The organism is Planktothrix paucivesiculata PCC 9631 (assembly GCF_900009265.2).
In the GTDB taxonomy this organism is placed as follows: Bacteria; Cyanobacteriota; Cyanobacteriia; order Cyanobacteriales; family Microcoleaceae; genus Planktothrix; species Planktothrix paucivesiculata.
The window spans coordinates 426,335-447,845 of record NZ_LR735026.1 but is presented as its reverse complement, the minus strand read 5'-3'; the positions used below and the strand labels follow the sequence as shown (position 1 = coordinate 447,845).

Below are 21,511 nucleotides of genomic sequence, written 5' to 3'. Positions count from 1 at the left end.
AAGGGCTCACTACGATGTTAGGATACAATACAAATCAATTAACAAGAATCATTCAGGATACTGTTGTGACAGAAGCCAAATCCTATAAAGATAGCGTCAACTTGCCCCAAACAAAATTTGATATGCGGGCAAACGCCGTGAAGCGAGAACCGGAAATCCAAGCCTTTTGGGCTGAACAGGAAATTTATCAACGCCTATCACAAAATAACCCCGGCGAATTATTTATTTTACATGATGGCCCCCCCTATGCGAACGGGACGCTGCATATTGGTCATGCTCTAAATAAAATTCTTAAAGATATTATTAATCGCTATCAAATTTTACAGGGTCGTAAAGTTCGTTATGTTCCGGGGTGGGACTGTCACGGTTTACCCATTGAATTGAAAGTTTTACAAAACATGAAAGCCGGGGAAAGGGAACAATTAACCCCCTTAACTTTGCGTCACAAAGCCAGGGATTTCGCCTTACAAGCCGTTGAACAACAGAAAACCAGTTTCAAACGGTATGGGGTTTGGGGCGACTGGGAACACCCCTATTTAACCTTAAAACCCGAATATGAAGCCGCCCAAATTGGTGTATTTGGCAAGATGGTTTTAGAGGGATATATTTACCGAGGACATAAACCCGTGCACTGGAGTCCCAGTTCTAAAACCGCCTTAGCTGAAGCGGAATTAGAATATCCTGAAGGTCACATTTCCCGCAGTTTATTTGCCGCCTTTAAACTATTAACAGTATCTGAACCTTTGCGGGAATTATTAGCGCCCTTTCTATCGGAATTAGGGGTAGCAATTTGGACAACAACCCCCTGGACAATTCCAGGTAATTTAGCCGTTGCAGTTAACCCCGTTTTAAATTATGCCGTTGTGGAAGTGGGGGAAAGTGAAAAACCCCCGGCGTTTAAGTATTTAATTGTGGCGACGGATTTAGCTGAACAATTATCAGCAACCTTGGGTTATTCCTTAACAGTTAAAGCCACTTTTACAGGTAAGGATTTAGAAAATTCTACCTATAAACATCCCCTATTTAATCGGAAAAGTCCGATAGTTATTGGGGGAGATTATATTACCACCGAATCCGGTACGGGATTAGTTCATACCGCCCCCGGTCATGGTCAAGAAGACTATATTGTGGGTCAAAAATATGGTTTACCGATTTTATCCCCCGTGGATGATCAAGGAAACTTTACCGATGAAGCGGGAAAATTTGAAGGATTAAATGTTTTAGGTGAGGGAAATGGGGCAATTATTCAGGCTTTAACAGAAGTTAATTCCCTATTAAAAGAAGAACCCTATCAACATAAATATCCCTACGATTGGCGCACGAAAAAACCCACAATTTTTCGGGCTACAGAACAATGGTTTGCCTCGGTTAAAGGGTTCCGAGATGCGGCTTTAAAAGCAATTTCTGAGGTCAAATGGATTCCCGCCCAAGGGGAAAATCGGATTACTTCCATGGTAGTTGATCGCAGTGATTGGTGTATTTCTCGACAACGGAGTTGGGGGGTTCCCATTCCGGTTTTTTATGATGAAGAAACCAACGAACCCCTATTAAATGAAAGCACAATTAATCACGTTCAAACTATTATTGCTGAAAAGGGTTCCGATGCTTGGTGGGAGTTATCAATTGAGGAATTATTACCTCCAGAATATCATAATAATGGCAAGAATTACCGTAAGGGAACCGATACCATGGATGTGTGGTTTGATTCGGGGTCTTCCTGGGCGGCGGTGGCGAATCAACGCCCCGAATTACGCTATCCGGCGGATATGTATTTAGAAGGTTCTGATCAACATCGGGGCTGGTTTCAATCAAGTTTATTAACCAGTGTAGCTAACTATGGTCACGCTCCCTATAAAACCGTATTAACCCATGGATTTGTCCTTGATGAAAAGGGGATGAAAATGAGTAAATCCATAGGAAATGTAGTTGATCCTGCAATTGTGATTGAAGGGGGGAAAAATCAACAGCAAGAACCACCCTATGGGGCTGATATTCTGCGGCTGTGGGTGTCCTCGGTAGATTATTCTTCGGATGTTCCTCTGGGGAAAAATATCCTCAAACAGATGGCAGATGTTTACCGCAAAATTAGAAATACCGCCCGATTTTTATTGGGAAATTTGCATGATTTTGATCCGATAAAAGATACGGTTAAATACGAGGAATTACCGGAATTAGACCAATATATGTTACACCGGATTACGGAGGTTTTTACTGAGGTAACAGAATCCTTTGAAAGTTATCAATTCTTCCGATTTTTCCAGGTAATTCAGAATTTCTGTGTGGTGGATTTGTCTAATTTCTATTTAGATATTGCCAAAGATCGGTTATATATTAGTGGGGCTGATGGGTTTCGGCGTCGTAGTTGTCAAACGGTTTTAGCGGTAGCGTTAGAAAATTTAGCGAAGGCGATCGCCCCCGTATTATGCCATACAGCCGAAGATATTTGGCAAAATATTCCCTATTCTCCCCCCCAGACTTCGGTATTTGAAGCGGGTTGGGTGACATTAGAAAAACACTGGGAAAAGCCAGAATTAGGGACGTTATGGCAACAGTTACGACAAATTAGAAGTGATGTTAATGTTGTCTTGGAAAAAGCCCGTCAGGACAAAATTATTGGTGCATCTTTAGAAGCCAAAGTCTTGTTATATGTGGCGGATGAGGATTTGCGTCAACAGATGCAACAAATGAACCCCAAAACCACCGAATTAAAAGATAATAATGGGGTTGATGAATTACGTTATCTCTTGATTTGTTCCCAGGTTGAACTATTAGATACTCCTGAACCTTTAAACGGTTTACCCTATAATCAACAGTTTGAAGATTTGGGAATTGGTGTGGTAAAAGCAGATGGGGAAAAATGCGATCGCTGTTGGAATTATTCCGTCCATGTTGGGGAATCAAAAGAAGATCCTACCATTTGTGAACGGTGTGTAGAGGCGTTAGCAGGAACCTTTTAAAACTATTTCTAAAAGTAGTAAGCCCTAAAGGGCTTTCTTCCCCAGAAGACTAAGCCCTTTAGGGCTTACTACAAAGCGGTTGATAAATCTTGTTTTCTGATATTAAAGATGCGATTCTCAAAAATATTAATTGCCAATCGAGGGGAAATAGCTTTACGGATTCTTCGCACCTGCGAGGAAATGGGTATTGCGACGGTTGCTGTTCATTCAACGGTTGATCGCCACGCCCTTCATGTCCAACTGGCCGATGAAGCCGTTTGTATCGGGGAACCCAGCAGTAGTAAAAGTTATTTGAATATTCCCAATATTATCGCCGCCGCCCTGACTCGTAACGCCACGGCCATTCATCCCGGCTATGGATTTTTAGCCGAAAACGCCCGATTTGCCGAAATTTGTGCCGATCATGATATTGCTTTTATTGGCCCCACACCCCACGCTATGCGGTCAATGGGAGACAAATCAACGGCCAAGGAAACCATGCAACGGGTCGGAGTTCCCACCGTCCCGGGCAGTGATGGACTCCTGAGTGATGATAAAGAAGCCCTACAACTGGCCCGCAAAATCGGTTATCCGGTGATTATTAAGGCTACCGCCGGGGGGGGAGGTCGGGGAATGCGGTTAGTTAGGGAAGATTCGGAACTCCCCAAACTCTTTGCCGCCGCCCAGGGGGAAGCGGAAGCCGCCTTTGGCAATCCGGGGGTTTATTTAGAGAAATTTATTGAACGTCCTCGCCATATTGAAATTCAGATTTTAGCTGATAATTATGGCAATGTAATTTACTTGGGAGAAAGGGATTGTTCGATTCAAAGACGCCACCAAAAACTATTAGAAGAAGCACCGAGTTCTTTTATTACTCCTAAACTGCGTCAAAAGATGGGAACGGCGGCGGTAAAAGCGGCTAAATCGATTAATTATACCGGGGCGGGAACGGTTGAATTTCTAGTTGATCAGTCGGGCAATTTCTATTTTATGGAAATGAATACCCGAATTCAAGTGGAACATCCGGTTACGGAAATGATCACTGGATTAGATTTAATTGCTGAACAAATTCGCATCGCCCAAGGGGAAAAGTTATTATTAACTCAAAATCAAGTAATTTTGCGCGGTCATTCCATCGAATGTCGGATTAACGCCGAAGATCCTGAGTACAATTTCCGCCCCCACCCTGGACGAATTAGTGGTTATTTACCGCCGGGGGGAAATGGGGTGAGAATTGATTCCCATGTTTATACGGATTATGAAATTCCTCCCTATTATGATTCTTTAATTGGCAAGTTAATTGTTTGGGGGCCAGACCGTCCGACGGCAATTTTAAGAATGAAACGAGCTTTACGGGAATTTGCAATTACCGGAGTTCCGACGACTATCGGATTTCATCAAAAAATATTAGAAAATCCCGAATTTCTTCGAGGAGAAATTTATACCAATTTTGTGGAAAAAATGATGAAAAAAGGGGAATAGAAAACTATAGCTTGATTTTCCTTTGGGGGGACGGCGCGCCCAATAGCGCTACGCATTACAGTTGTAGAGACGCGCCAATAGCCTACGGCATCGCTGTGCTCACCGCACGTCTCTACTAAATCTGTCAGGACTTCCGCACAAGACCAAAGAAACCGGGTTTCTGGCCCTGATTTTGCGGATAAAATCAACATTTATCGTTCAGAAACCCGGTTTCTGCGTAAGTCCTATCTGTGCAAACTCATTGCCTATTCCCTGTTCCCTAGCGCTATAGTTTTGGAATCTAACTCTCCTTTTTAATCGCAGTAAATAAGGCGGAATAATCGTCCTCTGATTTTCCCAGTTTTTGAGTTTTTTCTAATATGCCTCTCACCCCTTCTAAAGAACTGGCATTTAACCCCATGGTGGCAGCTTCTTTTAAAAATAAATTCGTGTCTTTTAATAAATGTTTGGTAGGAAAATTAGGGTTTTGATAATTTTCTTCTAACATCCGTTGTAATTTTTTATCAAAAGTAGGAGCATATAAGGCACTCTTGCGTAAAATCTCCATAAACAGGTCGATATCAACTCCTTGACCTTGAACAAAATTCAAACTCAGGGCGAAAGCGGTTGTGAGGGAAGCAATTAACTGATTTAAGGCTAATTTTAAGGCTGATGCACTTCCAACTTCCCCAATATATTTGGGTTCTCCTAATGGTTGTAAGACATGAAACCACTGTTTAAACTGGGCTTCGGTGGAACCCACCATAATTTGTAGTGTCCCGGATTTGGCTTCGGGAATACTTCCTAAAACGGGTGCTTCTAAATAGTTTCCCCCAGCTTTAAGTATTTCTTTTTGGATATTTTTACTTTCCGTTGGGGAAATTGTTCCGATAGAAATAATTGTTTTTCCAGATAAAATCGATTGAAATTCCGCCCGGAATAATACCGACTCAATCGCCTCTTGATTGGTTAACATTAACAGAATACAATCACTAGCAGCGATTAAACCTTGGGGAGTTCCTGCTACTGTTGCTCCAGCTTCTCTTAGTGGTTCGACTTTAGAGGTTGTGCGGTTATAAACCATCACTTTAAATCCCATTTCCAGAATTCTTAGGGCTATGGGTAATCCCATTAACCCGGTTCCAATGACTCCAATTTTCATGTTAACTGCGATAGAATAATAGGGCTACAATTCAAAGAATACGATTAGCTAATCAATTAAAACATCTTCCGAGAAATCACTACCTCGATGTTGCCAATCGATATCGGGAATTTCATTAAATCCTTGTTTGAGACATTCTTCCCAAACCTTACGGATTTTGGCTAAATAGGGATCACCTAAACGCAGTTTCAGAAAATTTTTGATTTCTAAACTATCTTTTTCATACAAAACTAAATTAATCGGTGGCCCCACAGAAATATTAGATTTCATCGTAGAATCAATCGAAAGTAAGGCACATTTAGCCGCCGCTTCTAAATGGGTTTGGAAACTGAGGGTGCGATCTAAAATAGGTTTACCATATTTGGTTTCTCCGATTTGTAAAAAAGGTGTTTCTTTGGTGGCATGAATAAAATTACCTTGGCTGTAAATCAAAAATAGACAAGGTTCTTGTCCTTGGATTTGACCGCTTAATAGCATGGAGCATTTCGGTTCAATCCCGTCTTTTTTCAGCCAATGCTCATCAATTTCTTGAACTTTTCTGAGTTTTGTCCCAATATATCGAGCCACTTCATACATGGAGGGAAGACTGTGTAAATTGACATCTTCCTGACTTTTAATATCCCGATCTAATTCGCTGACAATCCCCTGGGTAACGGAAAGATTTCCGGCAGTACATAATAGGATAACGCGATCGCCCGGTTTAGAGAAATCAAATAATTTTCGATAGGTAGAAATATGATCAACCCCAGCATTCGTGCGGGAGTCCGAAGCCATCACAAAGCCCGTATCCGTAATAATTCCTAAACAATAAGTCATAAATGAAGTTTAAACAAAATCAGCAGACTGCCAAACCTTAGAGCATAGACTTCTGGGACGGAACCTGTCAACCGATATCAACTGTTAAGGGAACATGAAGATTTTGTTTTGTGTGATGCAATCAAAAAAACTGTTACAGGCTACCCTCCTAGGAATATAGCGTCTGGCCTTTGGAGATTCCGCTCCTAGGGGGGATAGTCAGTTACTTTAAGAAATGTTAAACTTCTTAACATATAATGTAGTTATGTTAAGACTGTAACGGCAAATTAGCGTTATAGAGCTTAAACATTGAAAAAACCCCCAGGTACTAACACCTAGGCTAACCGTCCGTACTTGATCACGAAAGATATCGTTTTTCGCGCTTCGAGTAGGGGCTTGACGTATCAAACCTTTATAGGTTAAGGTATCCAGCCGGAGATGAGCCATGAAATTTGCTAAAACCTCAGACACAGACTCTGTACGCGCTTATCTACGAGAAATTGGTCGCGTTCCCCTGCTCACCCATGAGCAAGAAATTATCTATGGCAAACAAGTACAACACTTGAATGCTGTTCAAAATCAATGGGAAGATCTAGCCACCAGTTTAGGTCGAGCGCCGAGCCCAGCAGAATGGGCGGAAGCAGTGGGACTATCGGAAGCGCAATTAGAGCGGGTGATGGAACAGGGCCAAAGTGCGAAACGCAAAATGGTGGAGGCTAACTTGCGTTTGGTGGTGTCCGTTGCCAAAAAGTACATTAAACGGAATGTAGACCTACTGGACTTGATCCAAGAAGGCACCATTGGAATGCAGCGTGGCGTCGAAAAATTTGATCCCACCAAAGGATATCGTTTTTCCACCTATGCCTATTGGTGGATTCGTCAGGCGATTACCCGGGCGATCGCTGAAAAAGGCCGTACCATTCGTCTGCCGATTCATATTACCGAAAAACTCAACAAAATTAAAAAAGCCCAACGTCAATTGGCCCAAAAATTCGGGCGAGCCGCGACCATGGCGGAATTGGCGGTGGAATTAGAACTTACCCCGCGACAAATTCGGGAATATTTAGAACGGGCTCGTCTGCCTCTGTCCCTGGATTTGCGGGTGGGCGATAACCAAGATACGGAGTTAGGGGATCTTTTAGAAGATACGGGAACATCTCCCGAGGATTTTGCCTTGCAATCTTCCCTCCGCACCGATTTAGAAGTAATGATGGCTGATTTAACCGAACAACAGCGTCAGGTGCTATCGTTGCGATTTGGTTTAGAAGATGGGCAAAGTTTAACCTTAGCTAAAATTGGCGATCGCTTGAATATTAGTCGAGAGCGAGTTCGACAAATTGAAAGAGAAGCTTTAACAAAATTGCGAAAACGTAAAAAAGATATTGATGACTATATGGCGAGTTAAATTCTCAATTTAGGGGAGAACATCAACCAAAAGCATAGGGATGTTGGCTGAAAACATTTCTACATCAAAAGGAGGTGAGAATGTCCCAGGATATCGCTCTTTATGGGTGATCAGCACCGTATAATTTAAGAAACCGTCGGAGATGAAAGTCACCCCTCACGGTTTTGAAAACGAGTCGGAGGGGCGATCTTTCGACTGAGTTCACCAGATTGTTTCAGAAGTTCAGAGTAACCCTTCTATGACCGTACAAGTTTTAGTTGAAAAGAAAAAGTTAGAAAAACCTCCCTTTGAGATTCACTTTTTAGGCGATCGCGCCTTAAGAACTCCTGCCAAAAGGGTAGCGCGGATTGATGACGAAATTCGTCAACTGGTGCGGGAGATGTTACAAACCATGTACAGTGCGGACGGTATTGGTTTAGCTGCCCCCCAAGTGGCGGTGAATAAACAGGTGATTGTGATCGACTGCGAACCCGATAACGCTGCCACTCCTCCCTTAGTCTTGATTAATCCAACAATTATTAAATCCAGTACGGAAATTTCACCATTTCAAGAGGGATGTTTGAGTATTCCGGGGGTTTATATGGATGTGACTCGCCCGGAGGAGATAGAAGTATCTTTTAAAGATGAAAATGGCAGACCGCGCACCCTGAAAGCGACGGAATTATTATGTCGTGCCATTCAACATGAAATGGATCATTTGCAGGGGGTTTTGTTTGTCGATAGAGTCGAGAATAAATTGGCTTTAAATGAAGAATTGACCAAGCATAAATTCTCGCCTAAAGCGGTTAAATCTGTTAAATAATATAGGATAATTCCAGATGGTCGGCACTCCAAAAAGTATGGTTTTGTTATTAGGATCTTGTGTGGCGGCGATCGCATCGGTGGGTTCGGTCTTTGAACTCTCGTCAGGCGATCCCCAACTGGGCGGTTTAACCACCAGTGTGATTTTAGCCCTGAGTATTCCTTTAGGTATATTTCTATTTTTTGCTGCGGTTAAAGATGCTCAAATGAATCAGGAATAAAACTATAGTAGGGGTGATTCATGAATTACCCCTACAGATCTTAAATTCTCACCGCAGCTTCATAAATCAATTGATTTGCTTGAACAGATTTTTCTAAATCAACCATGGGTTGAGGATAATCAACGCCTAAAATTACCCCAAAGCGTTTTTGTTCAACGGGTAATAATTTCCCAGGTTGATGAACTTTTGAGGGCGGTAAATCCCTTAATTCGGGGAGCCAGTGTTTAACATAATCTCCATTCGGATCATAATCTTTCGATTGTTTGAGAATATTAAAATAACGGAATCCTCGGGCATCATTACCCACTCCCGCGGTATAATTCCAGTTACCCCAATTACTACAAACATCATAATCAATTAACAAAGATTCAAACCATTCTGCCCCCCTTTGCCAATTAATCCCTAAATTTTTAGTCAGGAAACTAGCTACATTTTGCCGCCCTCGGTTTGACATAAATCCTGTGGTTAATAATTCTCGCATATTCGCATCAACTAAGGGAAAACCAGTGATTCCCCGTTGCCATTGTTCAAACTGTTTGGGATTGTCTTTCCAAGGAATTTCTATTCCTTGTAGACCTTGAGGATAAAATATTTTATTTCCATGTTTTAAAGCAATAAATTTAAAATAATCTCGCCATAATAATTCAAAAATCAACCAGTAAGTTGAATCATTTTTGATCCGTTCTTTTTCATAAATTTGAACTGTATTATAAATTAGTCGGGGAGATAAACAGCCTAAAGCTAACCAGGGGGAAAACTTAGAAGAATAATTTGCCCCTAACATTCCATTGCGGGTTTCTTTATAGGTTTTTAGACAATCCTGTTCCCAAATATAATCTTTTAAACGGTCTAATCCTGCGGTTTCTCCGCCTTTAAATTCCATCACCGCCCGATGATCAAAAACAGGCATTTCTAAACCCAAATCTTGAATTGTGGGTAATTCTCCTAATTCAATTTCGGGTAAAGGGGGTAATTGTTGAGGGGAAGAAAACGGAGTATTGATAATTGATTTAGATTCAACTTGCTTTCTAAATTGAGTAAAAATTTCTGGAAGTTGAGGAATAGAAAAAGGTAAATCAGCGATAGAATAAAGGGTTGCACCCCAGTAGGATTTAACAACAACTCCTAAAGCAGCTAAGGCAGTTTTTAAATTTTGTTCTACGGTTAATTCTTCGGAAGTGGCTTCTTGATAATAATAGACCGCATCAATATTTAGGATTTTAACTAATTCAGAAATAACTATTTCTGGCTTCCCTTCACGGATGATTAAATCACTTCCTAACTTTCTGAAAGATTGACGTAAATCTGTAACACTTTCTAATAAAAATTGAGTGCGAAAAGCTCCGGTTTTGGGGAATCCATAGGAGGTTTTTTTAAACTGTCTGGGGTCAAAACAATACACAGGAATAATCTGTGCTTGCGTGTTTAATGCTGAGGATAAGGGTTGATGGTCATGAAGTCGTAAATCGTTTCGATACCAGATTAAAATTCGTTTTGGGGTCACAGGAATTGGCCGTCTAAAGGGTTAAGTTCGTTTTAGTAGTCCGTCGGTTAGTTGAACTCACGGATTTACAAAACGTTACACTTAATCCATTTTAGCCGAATTCTCCAGGGGTTTGACAACTAACCAGCGTCCGGTTTTAGGGTCGCGGTAACTATTGTAGGGGTTTGAGCGCAGTGGTTTGGGATAAACTTTCATAATCACCCTCCAAATCCTTAACGGTGGAAAGAATAGAGATCAACTCAATAATTTAATTATTCCGTATTTTCGCGGTTAAATCAGGGACGCTTATCTCTAAAATTCTGTGATAATAACGTTCAATTTGAGTGACAATGAACAAAGAAGGGAGTGAGGGAAATCAAGCAAATCTTGTGATTTCGATCATGTGCTTCTCTGTGTACCGACTATTTATTGTGATGAATTACTATGAAAACTACAAAAAACTTTATTGTTATTGATACGGAAGGACAACCAATTTTAAGAGAATTAGCAATTGTCAATGATCAAGGAGAATTAATGTATGAAGCCTTTGTGGAAAATCATCCCCAAAGTCCTAAAATTGCCCATCTAACTAAACCCTTGAAAGTAATTTTAACAGAATTTCTGGAAATTGCCCAATCTCAAGTCATTATTTGTCATTATGCTCAACATGATATTGAAGTATTAAGAAATACGTTTAAAGCCGCGGGAATCTCTGCTCCTCAATTAGATTTTCAGTGTAGTTTTGAACTAGCTCAACGCTATTTACCCCAATTAAATAGTCATTCTTTAGAGGCTTTAAGTAAACATCTGAGACTGAAATTAGAGGGTCAATTTTTTATCAAAGATTCTGCCCATCGAGCTAAATATGATGCGTTATTTACCTATCAACTTTATAAACATATTGTCAATGAATTTCTCAAAAAAGAATTAAAAACCCAACCCAACCCTTTTGGCACCAGTCGGGTTGATACTCCCTTTCAGGATCACCCGGATTTTCGAGGGATTTTTGCGGAGGAATGCGATCGCTTAAAAGCTATTTTAGGCGATATTAAATTAGACTTTAATCATCAAACAAAAGGGGCGATTGTGATTGGGGAACCCGGGTCGGGAAAAACCCATTTAATGATGCGATTAGCCAAGGATTTATTAGCCAAAAATAGATTATTATTTATCCGTCAACCCAATAACCCGGATACGGTTTTATTCCATACCTATAGTCGAATTTTAGAATCCTTAATCCAAATTGTTCCGAATAGTATTCATACTCAGCTTGAGTATTTATTAGCGAATAGTTTTGCCGAAATTATTAAATCTACTGATAACTATTTTACCTCAAAAACCCAAAGAGATGAAAAGATATTACAACTGATTCAAGGGGGAAATTTAAAGCTATTTACCGACTTATCCCAGGCGGAAACCAAAACAAAACGGGAGTTTTGGCAACATATTGAAAAACGGGCTTTGGAGTGGTGGAATAATAACTTTTCCGCCGCGGGTTACGCCCCTAAATTTTTACAGGGAATTGTGAAATTTTGTGGCTATACGGACTTTAATCGCCGTCAAATTATTACCCAATGGTTAGCAATGAATAATCTCCCCCAAGAAGAATTAGACCGGGTGGGTTTGCCCTCTTGGGAAGATGAATTGAGTCGGGAGGAAGCGTCTTTAGAGGCGTTAAAGGTTTTGGGGTGTTTATCCCTCTTAGATGAACCTTTAATCATTGTTTTTGACCAGTTAGAAGGATTAGGATTAAAACACAATGAACGGTTATTAAACTGTTTTGGAACTGCAATTAAAGAGATTTTTACCCATGTTCCCAATAGTTTAATTATTTTAAACCTATTTCCCGATCGCTGGCAACAATTTAAACAGGTTTTTGACGGGTCAATTATTGATCGGGTATCCCAGTCCCAAGTCTTGCTTAACCGTCCTTCCAATCAAGAGTTAAAACAGTTATTAAATTTAAAATTACAAGGTTTAGATGTCACTCTGGATGATTTATTTGAAGTGGATGAAATTACTGCGATTTTAAATCATATTTCTATTCGGACAGTCCTCAATGTGGCGGCGGATTATTACCGCTATAAAGTCGATGGAATTCCTCTCCCAAAACATCAACTGATTCCCGTATTACAAACCGATGAAGGTGAGATGGAAAGACGGTTAAAACAGTTAGAAATTGAACTGGAACAAATGAAACAGGGAATGACACAAATTTTTAAGGTTTTAGAAGACAAAAATCAGCCAAATTTAGAAATATTTAATGGGGAATTATTCGGGTTTGTCCCCTCTTTTGATTCCGCAGCTAAACGTGAACTCAAAAATTATTTAAAGGCGCAACGAATTTGTTTAGAAGCGAGTTTATCCAAGCCTAAAATCCTGACCGACAGTGACGATTTAGGGAAATTAATAACAATTTTGGAAGCCTTAATGTTAGTGATTTCTCCATTGAGTTTTGATGTTTTACACTTAGGAAAACGGGTAATTCCCGAACATTTAGTTATTCAAACTAAAACCCATAGTTTTGTTGTGGGATTTTTGCATTTAGGTGGAGCACCCTTTTTCCATAGAATGAAAAACTGGAATGAATTATTGGTTTTGAAACCTAATTTTAAATTTATTCTCTGTCGAGATCAAACCGATTATCCCATCAGTGGTCAGAAAAGCCTATTTGAGCTAGAAAAACTTCAACATTCTAAAAATGGAAAACTGATGGTTTGGAATCAGGATCATAGAGTTTTGTTTGAGTTATTTTATCAAATGATCCTAGATATTCAAAATTATGATTTAGAGATAAAATTTGAAGAAGCTATGGAATTTATTCTATTAGAATATCAGGAGTATTGGCTATTTCATAATATTACAAACGATTTGAATTAAAAATTATCCTGAATCGTCTAAAAAATTTCCCTAAACCTATTCTTTAAATCACCACTTATGTACAAGTTTAATTAGATATCGCCCGACACAGAAAACAGGGTTATTGAGTCGCAACCGATACCCGTAAATTATCCTGTCCAGCCTTAAAATAAATTGATTAATTTTATTTATCATTTTGAAAACAAAGAATATTTGTTTCTATCTGTTAATCGCGGTAAATTAAAAATTATTGGGAAAACCCCAATTGAAACAAGACCTTACAGATGGAATATTCTAAGGATTAAGGCGATATAAAAATGAATGATATTTTTACGGCTATTTTTACTGGTATTACAGCTTTTACTGCTACAAATTTGGATGATTTAGTTATCCTCACCCTGTTGTTTTCTCAAGTTAATACCAGCTTTCGTCGTCGCCATATTGTCATCGGTCAGTATCTGGGTTTTTGTACTTTAATTATCGCGAGTTTGGTGGGTTTTTTAGGGGGTTTAATGTTACCCTTGGAATGGATGGGACTTTTGGGTTTAGTTCCCATTACGATGGGACTTAATCGGTTACTAAATCCTGATGATGATTCATCTTATGAGTCAGAATTAGAAACAAAAATTTCCCCGACTTCTGGTTTAGCTAGGTTTATTTCTCCTCCAGCTTATAGTGTCGCAGCGATTACGATTGCCAATGGGAGCGATAATATCAGCATCTATATGCCCTTATTTGCTTCTACGGGTATTTCTAGTTTACTGATTATTATATCAGTCTTTTTGTTACTTGTTGGAATTTGGTGTTATATGACTTATAAACTCACTTGTCAACGGGATATCTCCAATTTACTCGCTCGCTATGGAAATCATTTTGTTCCCTTTATTTTAATTGGTTTAGGTGTATTTATTATCCTAGATAGTGCTTCTTTGAGTCCCCTGGCTTTAATCACTAGCTGTTTGTGTTTAATGGGATTAATCAAAATTATTCAAGCCTCACAATTCAAAACTCAAAGTTTATAAATGAAAAAAACAGGACTTACGCAAGCAGGCTACATATAGCGTGTCAAAAGTAGGCGATCGCATACCAATGATCATAGCAATCAGCCTAAAAAGTCCTAATTATTTATTTTCCCCCCAATTTGGGGGCTAGGGGGCTAGATGGCTTGAAATGTATAGTGTATTTGCCCCCTAAATCCCCCAAAATTGGGGGACTTTAAGAGGTTGTCCTCTGTCTCTCGTCGTATTATCCTCAAGAGCGCGGGTTGCTGCTGACATTTTTTGTGATAAAGTATCTGAAGATATTTGAAGATACTCAGATACAAACCCAATGAAATGACATTTCAGCCCAGTTACTTCAAAGCCGATTTCTTCAAAGTGCTGTCTAACCCTCTGCGGATACAGATTTTAGACACCTTGCGTGTTGGGGAAAAAAGCGTTAACGATATCGCCCAATGGATTGAAGTTGAGGCATCTTCAGTTTCTCAGCAGTTAGCAATTCTGCGTCGCTATAATCTAGTCAAAGCCCGACGCCAAGGAAACTATATCTTCTACTGCATCCGTGACCCGGCGATTTTTCAAGTTCTCGATGCCGCCCTAGAAGTTTTTAATAACCATCTCGTAGAAGTGCGTGATGTCTTAGAAAATCTCGAACATCCAAATTCAGAAGATCATAAATGACTATCACAACACTACTACAGCCATGATAGAAGAAGTCGTTAAACCCAACTTGGGCTTAGGTAATATTTTTAGCTCTTGGCGAGGTGATTTAACCGGAGGAATTACCGCCGCGATTGTCGCCTTACCCCTGGCCCTAGCCTTTGCGGTAGCCAGTGGAGTCGAACCCAAAGCGGGACTTTATACCGCCATTATCGCCGGGATTGTCGCGGCTATCTGTGGGGGGTCACAGGTACAAATTACCGGGCCTACCGGAGCCATGGCCGTAATTTTAATTGGAATTGTCGGTAAATACGGGATTGAGAAAGTTTGGATAGCAGGAGTCATGGCCGGAATCATTCAGGTGGCTTTGGGAGTGACTAAATTAGGCCAAATGGTGAAATTTATTCCCTATCCCGTCACCAGTGGCTTTACAAATGGGATTGCGGTGATTATTTTTTGTAGTCAACTGAATAATTTTTTCGGCCTAGATTTACCTCGGAGTGAACACTTTTTTCCCGGTCTATTACAAACTTTTAGCCATTTAGAAAATATTAATTGGGCAACGGTTAGTATTGCCAGTGTTGTGATTTTCACCAAAATATTTTGGGTCAAAATCACCCGTCTGATTCCCGGTTCTTTGGTAGGATTAGTATTAGCAACTGGATTAACGGCCTATTTTCACCTAAATATTCAGATGATTGGCGAAATTCCCCAATCTCTACCCCTTCCCCATGGTATTCCCCATTGGCAAGATTGGGGTTTACTCCGAGAATTAATTAATCCCGCCTTAGCATTAGCAGCATTAGGAAGTATTGAATCCTTACTGTCAGCCGTGGTAGCCGATGGGATGACCGTTAGCGATAAACACAATAGCAACCGAGAACTGATTGGTCAAGGATTGGCCAATATAATTGTTCCCTTTTTTGGGGGAATTCCGGCGACGGGGGCCATCGCCCGCACTGCTGTTAACGTCCGCTCTGGGGGTAAAACCCGCCTTTCGGGAGTAATTCACGGTGTGGCCCTAGCCCTAATTGTGGTGATATTCGCGCCTCTAGCGGCTCAAATTCCCCTAGCTGCCTTAGCGGGCATTCTGATGGTCACCAGTGTCAGAATGATTGAATGGGAAACCATTGGTTTGCTGTTCAGGGCAGATTACGCTGATTTTGGCGTGATGTTACTGACTTGGACGATTACCATTGGCTTTGATTTAATTCTGGCTGTGGAAGTGGGTTTAATTGCTGCTAGTGTTTTATTTATCAAGCGGATGAGTGAACTTGAAATGGCTAAAGTTCCTCAAGAAGAAGCCTTTCCTCCTGGTATTCCTCTGGAATTAACTAAAGAAATTGCCGTTTATCGGGTGGATGGCCCTCTATTTTTTGGTGCAGCAGAACGATTTGCTACCTTCTTAAGGGAAGAACCTCAAGTCAAGTATTTAATTTTGCGACTGCGGTTTGTTCCTAATATTGATACAACGGCGTTAGTGGCTCTCGAAGACATCTATCAAGACCTAAAACGTCGGGGTTGTCGTTTGATTTTAAGTGGTCTACAACCTCAAGTTCAGCAACGTTTAGAACGGAGTGGTTTGTTGGAGAAAATTGGTCAAAATAACTGTTTTGAAACCACTGATGCAGCCATTCGCTCCTTGCAAGAACCTGTTAAACAAAAAGAGTTGGAATTTCAAACATGAACCATAATTTTCAGGGAATTCAAAAATGTGGCTGTCCGGGGAATTGTTCCCATTTGTTGAGTCGTCGTTGGTTTATGCGATCGCTATTAACAACTATTGTTTCTATTCCTCTGTTAGAATTTGCTAAACCCGCTCTATCTGCAAATCACCACGCCAAGGCTTTAGTCTTAAGTTGTATTGATTTTCGGTTTATGAACGCCGAACAGCAATTTCTGTCTAATATTTTACCCCAACAATATGACTGGACAGCCCTAGCCGGGGCTTCCCTAGCCATTGCTGGTTTTCCCCATGAGGCCGAAGCCACGGTTTTTTGGGATCAATTAGAGTTATCCTATAAACTCCATGACATTGAAAAAGTGATCATTTTAGATCATCAAGATTGTGGAGCTTATGCGAGTTTAATTGACCCTAACCTACATGAAAATCCCGAACGGGAATATCAAGCCCATGTTGATTATTTAAACCAAGCCTATACCAAGATTCGTGAGCGGTATCCGAGTTTGGATGTAGAACTCTATTTTGTTACCTTAGACTCGCAATTCCAAGCGGTGACTCCAAAACCTGCTTTTTCTGCTTCTAGCGAAATCCTGAAGCGACAGAGGAACCCTGGAAAGATATAATCAAGATAGTCTGTTATTTTTAGGAAATGCCATGGCGAGACTTGATTACGTTCCATCTCAATCCTCTTCGGGTTATCTGGGGAAAGGTGTGATCCTACTGACTATTTTAGCGGGAACCATGGCGTTTACCAATCCCCAGCGAGAAGAATATATTAATTATGCTTCCGACCAATTATCATCCGAAATTAAAAAATCCATCTGTAAAGAATCCCAAGTCCCGGAATTTTTAAAAGGATTTTCTAGTGCATTAGTTAATACTTGTAATACCTTAATAGTCAACCAACGTCACCTAATTAAAGACACAGTAGATAAATCCACAACCCGACAAAATGCGATTTTATTTAGTGTTTATACAACCGAAATAGCCGGATATAAATATCAAACCTTGGGGGGATTTGGTAATTTTATCACCTTTCCGACAAAAGATCCTAATTCTGCTGAATCTGCCGCCAAAAAATTAAATTAGGAACTCCGATCAATTTCCGACTTTAATCGCGTAATAAAACTATCTCGGTTAACTTGATTTAAAATCTCTTGAATCGCGGTATCAATCCCCTGTTCACCCCAACTACAGCCTTTTTCTAAATAGACTTGTGCCGCCTGACCAACGGTATAGGTTAGATAGGCAGAAATTGAGGCTTGAGTAATGGCAATTCCGGCATAATTAACCAAATCTGTTGCTAACCCGGCGGCACTTTTACCAAATCCCAATATCCAACCACTACCCATTTCAGTTAATAGTAACCCTCCCGAACTTAATAGAATTTTTTGCCATAATTTCCCCGCTTGATAACTGGTCATGGGTAAACCATATAAACGGGCTAAAGACCGAATTAAAATTAAATCGCTAATCGTTGCACCCAAAACATCTAAAATCGCAATCGGATTTAAGGCTACCGCTAGAGCTTTATATCGGGTAAATTTCCAGATTAATTCCTCTGCTTCCGCCGCTTGTAATTCAATACTTTGACGGGCAATTATTCGTTCGGCTTCTCTCCCTTGAACTAAAGCATTTAAAGCTAAAAGTGAGCGTCCTTCTCGATTTAATAGCTTTAAAATAATCTGTTTTAATTCATCAATTTGCGATACTGGAGATTCCCACTCATAAGTTATTCGACCATCCGGCCATTCAATTCTAAGTTGGATGGGTGCGGGTTCTGCTGATACCTTGACAATTTCAAAGGGTTGGGAGTTATGGGAATATTCAACCGGGGGAACATCTGTGATTTTAGCCAATTTTAGCAAATTTTGATAGATTTTTTCCTGTTCTGTTTCTGTATATAAATCAATTTTATTGAAAACAATAATTAACGGTTTATGAGCATTTTGTAATTCTAATAAAGCCTCATATTCAGTTCTAGTTAAATCCCCCGCTACCACAAATAAAATTAAATCCGCTTGTCGGGTGACTTCCTTTGCCATCTCTCCCCGTAACTGTCCGGCGACTTCATCTAATCCCGGGGTGTCAATTAACTCAACTTGAATCGGATTTGATTCGTCAATATTATCAATTCGATTGGGTTCTTCAATCTGAGATAAGGGCACACTCCAACGAATAGAACGGGGCCATTGAGTCACCCCATTTAACGGCCCGGTTTGGAGGATTTTTTCCCCTAATAAGGCATTTAAAACCGCCGATTTTCCCCGACTAACTAAACCAAAGACCGCAATTCTAATAATTGCCTGTTCTAGCTTTTCTAAGTTAGTTGATAAAATTTCTAACTGTTTTTGTAAGGTCGCTTGTAATTCAGGATGGGAACTCCTTCGCCCCCGTTGTAAATGCTGATAACGGGATAAAGTTTGTTTTAAACTAGAACGAGCTTGATTAAAATGATCCATTATTAATAGGTTGGGGGGAATTACGAATTACGAATGGGTAATAATTAAAAAAATTCGTTGTTGGGCTTTAGCCCAAATCTTCGTGGACACTCATCCCAACAACGGTTAAAAAAATACCCAATTTATGAAGAGGATAAAATATCTTCTAGGGCAGGTTTAACTTTTGGATATTGATAATTAAAATTGTAGGATAGGGTACGTTTGGGCAGAACTTGTTGACCTTGGAGAATAACTTGGGCCGCATCCCCTAATAACATTTCTAGGGCAAAATCAGGAACCGGAAGCCAGGAGGGACGATTCAAAACTTCCCCTAAAGTATGACATAACTGCCCCATTCTAACCGGGTTAGGAGCCGTGGCATTGAGAACTCCTTCGATTTGGGAATTAGTTAAACTTAATAGGATTAAATCGACTAAATCCTCTCGATGAATCCAAGAAAACCATTGTTCTCCTGAACCCAATGGCCCGCCAGCAAACAGTTTAAAGGGAGTCAGCATTTTTCCTAAAGCTCCCCCCATGGCTAAAACAATCCCCAATCTTAAAATAACTAAACGAGTTCCCCCTTCCTTGACCTGTTGGGCGGCGGTTTCCCAAGCAAGACAAACCTTGGCTAGAAAATCCTGTCCAGAGGGGCTATGTTCATCAAATAGGGCGGTTTCGCTGGTTCCGTAATATCCGACGGCCGAAGCACTAACCAGGACACTAGGTTTAGAATTAGCTAAAGCGATCGCTTCAACTAATTTCTGGGTAGCCGTAGCCCGACTTTCTAAAATTTCGTGTTTGCGTTGCGGTGTCCATCTTTCATCGGCAATTCCCGCCCCGGCTAAATTCACCACCCCATCACATCCCGAAATTGCCTGTTGCCAAGCCCCGGATTTTGTGGGAGTGTAACCAACAATTTCTAACTGGGAATAGACAGAACTGGGAAACACTCGTTTCGCCCTTTCTGGATGACGGGTGAGAATTAATACCGAATGTCCTGACCGTTGGAGTCGCTCTACTAAACGACTACCGACAAAACCTGTGGCTCCTGTAACTGCTACTTTCATTGAAATAACTCGTAATGGCTGAATGCTCGCACCTTTTTCCTTAGATTAACAAATCTTCGCTCCCTTCCCCGATAGGGTAACAAGCTAACTTGACACTCCCCCGTCAAGCTCACGCGCTCGACGGGGGATTCTTGTTTCACAGAAGAATGCTTTTTAGTGCAAAGACCAACGAGTCTTACATCCTCTCCACAAGCTTCGATTCCTGTGTGTCCCACAGTATTTGTTGACAATATTCTTATCCCTTCTTCCCTGATGTTTTTTGCTGCATTCTCATCTCTATCGTGGTAGATTTGGCAATTCGGACAAACCCATTCACGAATACTTAAATTCAATGAATTGTTTTTAAATTTGCAGCAATTACAGAGTTTTGTGCTCGGGAAAAATCTGTCAACTTCAATCAACTTCCCACCTTCTCTTTCGAGTTTGTAGCCCAGGAAATTGAGCAACATCCCAAATCCAGCATCCAACACGGATTTTGCCAATTTGGTACGAGCTAATCCTTTAATACAAAGGTTTTCCACTACAATGACTTGGTTCTCATCAACTAACTCTCTGGAGACTTTATGGAGGAAGTCTTGCCTAATATTTGCTATCTTCTCATGAACCTTAGCGACTCTTTTAACTTGCTTTTTACGGTTATTAGAACCTTTCGTTTTTCGAGATAATGATTGTTGCCTCCTTTTTAATCGCTTGGCGTATTTTCTAGTGGGTTTAATCGGATCAACTTTCCTGTAAGTTTCACCATCAAACACTGTCACTAAACTCGTTAACCCCAAATCAATCCCTGAGATTTTCCCGTTTTTATCAAGGGTTAAATCATCGGTTTCAAACAAAATAGCAGCAAAATATTTATCTGTACTTGCCTTAGACACGGTAACAGATTTAATTCTGCTGCTAATTGTTTTTGGGATTCTGGCTTTAACAATCCCCAATTTGGGAAGTTTTACGCCGTTCCCTTTGATTGAACAACTTTCGGGATAACGAATTGATTGTTTTTTATACTTACTTTTGAATTTAGGAAATCTGGCTCTTTTCTGAAAAAAGTTTTTAAAAGCCGATTCCAAATTTTTTAATGATTGCTGTAATGTAGTAGCAGTAGCATCCTGTAGAAACAAGTAATCAGGAAGCTTTTTAAGCTGGGTTAAATCTTTTGCCATCTCGCAATAATTCAACCCTTTTCCTGTTTCTTTATACTGGTTGTTAGTCTTCTCTAGGTAATAATTCCAAACAAAACGACAGCAGCCAAAACTTTTAACTAAAGCTACTTCTTGTTCTTTATTTGGATACAGTCTTACCTTGAGAACGTTTAACATTGTCGCTACATCTTTATCATCTTCTTTTAAGATAACATTTAATGCTCAAATGAACAGTTAAAAAAATATGTTGAGCAACAATCAACTCCAGAAAATTAAATCGAATTCGCTATCGCTCATGTTTTCTTTGGTCGTGATTCATCTCACCGCCAAGCTAACGCGCTCGGCGGGAGTCCTCTCACGACGTTAAGATAGATCAAATTAACCGAAACCCTGGGTGAT

General features: G+C 40.3%; 17 protein-coding genes. 11 read left to right on the top strand and 6 right to left on the bottom strand.

What is annotated here, in order from left to right; translation table 11 throughout:
- The first annotated feature begins 65 nt into the window (after positions 1 to 65).
- Both ileS and accC read left to right on the top strand, forming a co-directional pair.
- Positions 66 to 2,957 carry an isoleucine--tRNA ligase gene (gene ileS / locus PL9631_RS22555; RefSeq protein ID WP_083624320.1) on the top strand — a complete coding sequence of 964 codons (2,892 nt, stop codon included), beginning with the start codon at positions 66 to 68 and terminating at the stop codon, positions 2,955 to 2,957.
- Between the two features lie 108 nt (positions 2,958 to 3,065).
- The gene (gene accC, locus PL9631_RS22550; protein WP_083623854.1) at positions 3,066 to 4,418 is read left to right on the top strand and encodes an acetyl-CoA carboxylase biotin carboxylase subunit; all 1,353 of its coding nucleotides are present in this window, start codon (positions 3,066 to 3,068) and stop codon (positions 4,416 to 4,418) included.
- Positions 4,419 to 4,698: 280 nt separating this feature from the next.
- Here the strand turns inward: accC and PL9631_RS22545 are convergent, their stop codons facing one another.
- Together PL9631_RS22545 and PL9631_RS22540 are read right to left on the bottom strand one after the other, a co-directional pair.
- Positions 4,699 to 5,559, bottom strand: coding sequence for an NAD(P)-dependent oxidoreductase (locus PL9631_RS22545; RefSeq protein ID WP_083623853.1), 861 nt, complete (start codon positions 5,557 to 5,559; stop codon positions 4,699 to 4,701).
- 48 nt (positions 5,560 to 5,607) lie between these two features.
- Positions 5,608 to 6,375: a proteasome-type protease gene (locus PL9631_RS22540; RefSeq protein ID WP_083623852.1), complete on the bottom strand. Its 768-nt coding sequence runs from the start codon at positions 6,373 to 6,375 to the stop codon at positions 5,608 to 5,610.
- Positions 6,376 to 6,799: 424 nt separating this feature from the next.
- On the opposite strand from PL9631_RS22540, the gene PL9631_RS22535 reads away from it, so the two are divergent.
- The 3 genes from PL9631_RS22535 (at position 6,800) to PL9631_RS22525 (ending at position 8,781) form a co-directional block, all read left to right on the top strand.
- Complete coding sequence (locus tag PL9631_RS22535; protein ID WP_083623851.1) at positions 6,800 to 7,759, top strand: RNA polymerase sigma factor, RpoD/SigA family; 960 nt, start codon at positions 6,800 to 6,802, stop codon at positions 7,757 to 7,759.
- A gap of 238 nt (positions 7,760 to 7,997) precedes the next feature.
- Positions 7,998 to 8,561 carry a peptide deformylase gene (def, locus tag PL9631_RS22530; RefSeq protein WP_083623849.1) on the top strand — a complete coding sequence of 188 codons (564 nt, stop codon included), beginning with the start codon at positions 7,998 to 8,000 and terminating at the stop codon, positions 8,559 to 8,561.
- A gap of 16 nt (positions 8,562 to 8,577) precedes the next feature.
- Entirely contained in the window at positions 8,578 to 8,781 is a 204-nt protein-coding gene (locus tag PL9631_RS22525) for a hypothetical protein (protein WP_083623848.1), read from the top strand.
- 40 nt (positions 8,782 to 8,821) lie between these two features.
- Here the strand turns inward: PL9631_RS22525 and PL9631_RS22520 are convergent, their stop codons facing one another.
- Positions 8,822 to 10,285, bottom strand: coding sequence for a DASH family cryptochrome (locus PL9631_RS22520; protein ID WP_083623846.1), 1,464 nt, complete (start codon positions 10,283 to 10,285; stop codon positions 8,822 to 8,824).
- A 423-nt stretch (positions 10,286 to 10,708) separates the two neighbouring features.
- Between PL9631_RS22520 and PL9631_RS22515 the strand changes: the two genes are divergently transcribed.
- The 6 genes from PL9631_RS22515 (at position 10,709) to PL9631_RS22490 (ending at position 17,554) form a co-directional block, all read left to right on the top strand.
- Positions 10,709 to 13,144: an exonuclease domain-containing protein gene (locus PL9631_RS22515; protein WP_083623844.1), complete on the top strand. Its 2,436-nt coding sequence runs from the start codon at positions 10,709 to 10,711 to the stop codon at positions 13,142 to 13,144.
- Between the two features lie 296 nt (positions 13,145 to 13,440).
- Positions 13,441 to 14,145: a cadmium resistance transporter gene (locus tag PL9631_RS22510; protein ID WP_083623842.1), complete on the top strand. Its 705-nt coding sequence runs from the start codon at positions 13,441 to 13,443 to the stop codon at positions 14,143 to 14,145.
- Between the two features lie 312 nt (positions 14,146 to 14,457).
- On the top strand, positions 14,458 to 14,802 hold the full coding sequence (locus PL9631_RS22505) for an ArsR/SmtB family transcription factor (RefSeq protein ID WP_083623840.1): 345 nt from the start codon (positions 14,458 to 14,460) through the stop codon (positions 14,800 to 14,802).
- 22 nt (positions 14,803 to 14,824) lie between these two features.
- Complete coding sequence (locus tag PL9631_RS22500; RefSeq protein ID WP_083623839.1) at positions 14,825 to 16,468, top strand: SulP family inorganic anion transporter; 1,644 nt, start codon at positions 14,825 to 14,827, stop codon at positions 16,466 to 16,468.
- Entirely contained in the window at positions 16,465 to 17,088 is a 624-nt protein-coding gene (locus tag PL9631_RS22495; protein ID WP_083623837.1) for a carbonic anhydrase, read from the top strand. The genes PL9631_RS22500 and PL9631_RS22495 overlap by 4 nt, the downstream gene beginning before the upstream one ends.
- Positions 17,089 to 17,119: 31 nt before the next feature.
- Complete coding sequence (locus PL9631_RS22490) at positions 17,120 to 17,554, top strand: DUF4359 domain-containing protein (RefSeq protein ID WP_083623835.1); 435 nt, start codon at positions 17,120 to 17,122, stop codon at positions 17,552 to 17,554.
- Here the strand turns inward: PL9631_RS22490 and PL9631_RS22485 are convergent.
- The 3 genes from PL9631_RS22485 to PL9631_RS22475 form a co-directional block, all read right to left on the bottom strand.
- Entirely contained in the window at positions 17,551 to 18,927 is a 1,377-nt protein-coding gene (locus PL9631_RS22485; protein WP_083623833.1) for a GTP-binding protein, read from the bottom strand. The genes PL9631_RS22490 and PL9631_RS22485 overlap by 4 nt on opposite strands.
- Before the next feature lie 122 nt (positions 18,928 to 19,049).
- On the bottom strand, positions 19,050 to 19,976 hold the full coding sequence (gene thyD / locus PL9631_RS22480; RefSeq protein ID WP_083623832.1) for a thylakoid membrane protein ThyD: 927 nt from the start codon (positions 19,974 to 19,976) through the stop codon (positions 19,050 to 19,052).
- The gene (locus PL9631_RS22475; protein WP_231516822.1) at positions 19,973 to 21,289 is read right to left on the bottom strand and encodes an RNA-guided endonuclease InsQ/TnpB family protein; all 1,317 of its coding nucleotides are present in this window, start codon (positions 21,287 to 21,289) and stop codon (positions 19,973 to 19,975) included. The genes thyD and PL9631_RS22475 overlap by 4 nt, the downstream gene beginning before the upstream one ends.
- Positions 21,290 to 21,511: the final 222 nt, after the last annotated feature.